This window comes from Microvirga tunisiensis (genome assembly GCF_009296175.1).
GTDB lineage: Bacteria > Pseudomonadota > Alphaproteobacteria > Rhizobiales > Beijerinckiaceae > Microvirga > Microvirga tunisiensis.
Genome location: NZ_VOSK01000495.1, coordinates 1 through 3,645, shown reverse-complemented (window position 1 = coordinate 3,645; position 3,645 = coordinate 1). Strand labels below are relative to the sequence as shown.

The following is a 3,645-nucleotide window of genomic DNA, read 5'->3' as shown; positions in this document are numbered from 1 at the left end:
ATCTCGCCCGGGCGGAGTTCGCAACGCTGCGGTTGCGCCTGCTCAAGATCGCCGTGCGGGTGCAGGAAACCACCAGCCGCATCCGACTGGCCTTTGCCTCGTGCTGTCCGGAAGCGGATCTCGTCCGGCGTCTTGCGAGCGCTCTGGCACCCCAGCCCCGGGCGGCCTCGCCCTGAGCGCCGGGGCTGCCATCGCCCCGGTCATCCCATCCCGTCCCTGCCAACGCGTTCCCCACGTTCCAGACCTTGCCGCGGTGAAAGAAACGCAGCGGATCGGCACGCCCGCGCTACCAAATAGGCCCCGAAACAAACTCTGGTGAATAGGAACGGTTAGCAACTGCGTTTGGGCTGATGCGGTGCCGATGAGAGGCAGAAAGCCGGCACTTCCCAAGACAATCAAACCGACGGCCGGCAGGACAGACCGCAACCGAGCCTGTTTCCTCATTCCGGCGACTTCTGGGGACTTGTTTTGCATCCTACCCTCCCGGGTCCTGATCGAAATGGAGGCCGGCAGAAGATCACCGATCGCTCCCGTGATAAGGACAGCAATATCCGCTAAAAAGAACAGGTGTCAAACGAACCCGGCTAGCTGCATTGTTGTTTTGCGCCTTTCCTGTGCTCGTTCACAGTCCTCAGGCACCGCTTCAGAGAATTAACTTCTCCCAGATCGTCATTGTTGCAGTAGGTTCATTCTGAGACTTCGCTCTAAAGCAAAGAGTAATTTTTATTTCTTCAGGCATCGCCCTTGGAGGGCCCTTTCTATGTCTCCATCGGGCTTCATTTGGAAGATTCTTCTCTCAAGTCAGGTCTTTCTGAGCAAACTATTCTATTTCAACTCGTTCTATAAAAAGAACATTGTTATTGACTTGCGGTCTCCTCTGCTGGACACTCAGGCCTGCCAACGGGTGCGCGCCCCGCGTTTCAGGTTGGCTTCCGCCGCTATACGTCAGGAGCGACCTCGTTCGGACCCAGGGCTGAAGCCAGGACGAGGACCTGCCGCATGCATCCTGTGACTGGCAGTGAAACGATGAAACCCACGTGATTGGACCAAGCAGACTGCAGATTGCCTTGCAGACGCAGGGACTGACCCACGCCCAATGAAGGAATATCTCCTGTCATGACACTTCAAATCGGCCAGACTGCTCCAGATTTCGAGACGGTAACGACCGAGGGCCCAATCCGCTTCCATGAATGGATTGGCGATTCCTGGGCAGTGCTGTTCTCGCATCCGAAGAATTTCACCCCTGTCTGCACGACGGAACTGGGAGAAGTGGCGCGTCTCAAGCCTGAGTTCGACCGCCGTGGCGTGAAGGTCATCGGCTTTTCCGTCGATCCCGTGGAGAAGCACGAGGCCTGGGCGCAGGACATCGAAGAGACACAAGGGGCAGCCGTCAACTATCCGATCATCGGAGATCCCGACCTCAAGATTTCCAAGCTCTATGGCATGCTCCCGGCCAATGCAGGGGAAACGTCCGAGGGACGTACGGCCGCTGACAACCAGACCGTTCGCAATGTCTTCATCATTGGACCCGACAAGAAGATCAAACTTGTCCTTGTCTATCCGATGACGACAGGCCGCAATTTCGACGAAGTGCTTCGGGTCATCGACTCCCTCCAGCTGACGGCCCAGCATCGGGTTGCTACTCCTGCCAATTGGAAACAGGGCGGCGACGTCATCATCGCCGGCTCTGTCTCGGACGAAGAAGCCAAGGACCTTTATCCCGGCGGCTGGAAAGCCCCGAAGCCTTACCTGCGCATCGTGCCCCAGCCCACGAAGGCGAGCTGATCCGATACCGCCCACGCGAAGCGCGGGGCGAAAGCCCCTTGCCCCAAACAGTGACGCCGTCAGCTTGATTGCAGACGGCGTCACAATGCGCTGATGGGGCTGCCCGATGCCCGTCCTCAAGGAAGTGAAATGACTGGAATGAAAGCGCGTGTGTCCTGGGTCGAGGACATGATGTTTACAGGCGAATCCGGCAGCGGGCACACCATCGTACTGGACAGCGCACCGGAGAACGGTGGCCGCAATGCCGGTGTCCGCCCCATGGAACTGATGTTGCTGGGGCTCGCCGGCTGCACGGCGTTCGACGTGTTGCTCATCCTCAAGCGCGGGCGCGAGCCTGTCACCAATTGTGTGGTCGAAGTTGACGCCGAGCGAGCGCGCACCGATCCGAAGGTGTTTACGACGATCCATCTCCAATATCGTCTCTCAGGACAGGGACTTTCGCCGCAGAAAGTGGAACGTGCCATCCAGCTGTCGAAGGAAAAGTATTGCTCCGCGTCCATCATGCTGGGTCAGGTTGCGGAGATCACGCACTCCTGGACCGTTGATCCCCGCGAGGCAGCGTAATTGCTCGGAGCCATTGTCATGACAACTTCCCCCCTCGTTTCAGTCGAATGGCTTTCAGATCATATTGCCGATCCCTCAGTTCTAATCGTTGACATCCGCTCGGCGGAGGGCGGTGGCCAAGTGGAATTCGCGGCCGGTCACATCCCTGGCGCCGTTCACAGCGACTATGCCGCCGACGGCTGGCGGATCGCCAAAGGTGGCGCCGGCGGCCTGCTCCCCAATGCAGGCCATTTATCCGCGCTGCTGGGCCGCATCGGCGTAAAGCCTGGGCATCATGTGGTCGTCGTATCGGCCGGGGAGGCTGCGTCCGATTTCAGCGCGGCCGCACGGGTCTATTGGACGTTCAGGGTTGCCGGTCATGAACGCGTGTCGGTTCTCGATGGCGGCTACCGATCCTGGCGCGACGCCGGCCGACCTGAGGAGGCGGGATTGTCGCTCCCAACTGCGAGCGAGGGTTATCCCGTGCGGCTCACAGGAAGCCTGCGCGCAGAGGCCGAGGCTGTTGAGAAGGCCGTCGTGACAGCCGACGCAACACTGCTCGACGGGCGCTCGCAGGCGCAGTTCGACGGGAGTGAGAAGAGCCCGCAGGTGGTGCGCGCCGGCCATCTGCCGGGTGCAGTGCACCTGGACCACAACAAAGCCTTCCGGGCAGGAACAGGACGCCTGCGTCCCGTTGCTGAACTGGAGCAACTCTTCGAGCATGTTCCGGCGGGGCCTGTGATCAGCTATTGCAACACTGGCCACCTTGCCTCGACGAACTGGTTTGTTCTCTCGGAAGTGCTCAAACGCCCCGCCGTGACGCTCTACGACGGCTCGATGTCGGAGTGGACCCAGGAGTCCGGCCGACCCGTCGCCACGAACGCGAGCTAGAGCTTCGGACCCAACAGTAGATTTGCATTTCCGGATCTGTCTGATGATCCCATCTTGGATGAGCGCATCATTTAAGTCAGAAAGCCGAGGCCACGTTTCTGCACGGCGAGCTCTTAGCTAAGGGCTTCCAGAACGTCCCCCAGGGCATACCGAAAGGCGGAAAGGGCAGAGCTATGCTCATTGCCGAAAAATTGGCTACCGACGCTCGCCGCGAAACCCAATCCGCCAGCTCTCTTCCAGATCTCGTTCCTCAGTCTCTTCATCTTCGTCTGGGTGTTCGAGGCGAAGCATGATGAGGGTGACCTGCCGCTGAAATTTTCCTCCACGTTGAGTTAGAGTCCGGCCCCTCACAAGGACGGACAATGAAGCGTTCACGGTTCACGGAAGAGCAGATTATTGGAATTTTGCGGGAGCAGGACGCGGGGG

4 protein-coding genes are annotated in these 3,645 nt (G+C 59.3%); all 4 read left to right on the top strand.

Annotated elements, in window-relative coordinates; translation table 11 throughout:
* The coding region (locus tag FS320_RS40040; protein ID WP_192926244.1) for a transposase at positions 1-176 on the top strand (176 nt) is incomplete at its 5' end.
* Between the two features lie 940 nt (positions 177-1,116).
* Positions 1,117-1,785 (top strand): peroxiredoxin, encoded by a 669-nt coding sequence (locus FS320_RS40035; protein ID WP_152718000.1) that lies wholly within the window; start codon positions 1,117-1,119, stop codon positions 1,783-1,785.
* A 129-nt stretch (positions 1,786-1,914) separates the two neighbouring features.
* A complete protein-coding gene (locus FS320_RS40030; RefSeq protein WP_425294310.1) occupies positions 1,915-2,349 on the top strand; it encodes an OsmC family protein in 435 nt (144 codons plus the stop codon).
* Positions 2,350-2,367: 18 nt separating this feature from the next.
* Entirely contained in the window at positions 2,368-3,219 is an 852-nt protein-coding gene (locus tag FS320_RS40025) for a sulfurtransferase (protein WP_152717998.1), read from the top strand.
* Positions 3,220-3,645: the final 426 nt, after the last annotated feature.

What these genes read in the sequence shown, in the direction of transcription:
- FS320_RS40025 (WP_152717998.1), top strand. Translation starts at nt 2,368, where the DNA reads ATGACAACTTCCCCCCTCGTTTCAGTCGAATGGCTTTCAGATCATATT.
- FS320_RS40030 (WP_425294310.1), top strand. Translation starts at nt 1,915, where the DNA reads ATGACTGGAATGAAAGCGCGTGTGTCCTGGGTCGAGGACATGATGTTT.
- FS320_RS40035 (WP_152718000.1), top strand. Translation starts at nt 1,117, where the DNA reads ATGACACTTCAAATCGGCCAGACTGCTCCAGATTTCGAGACGGTAACG.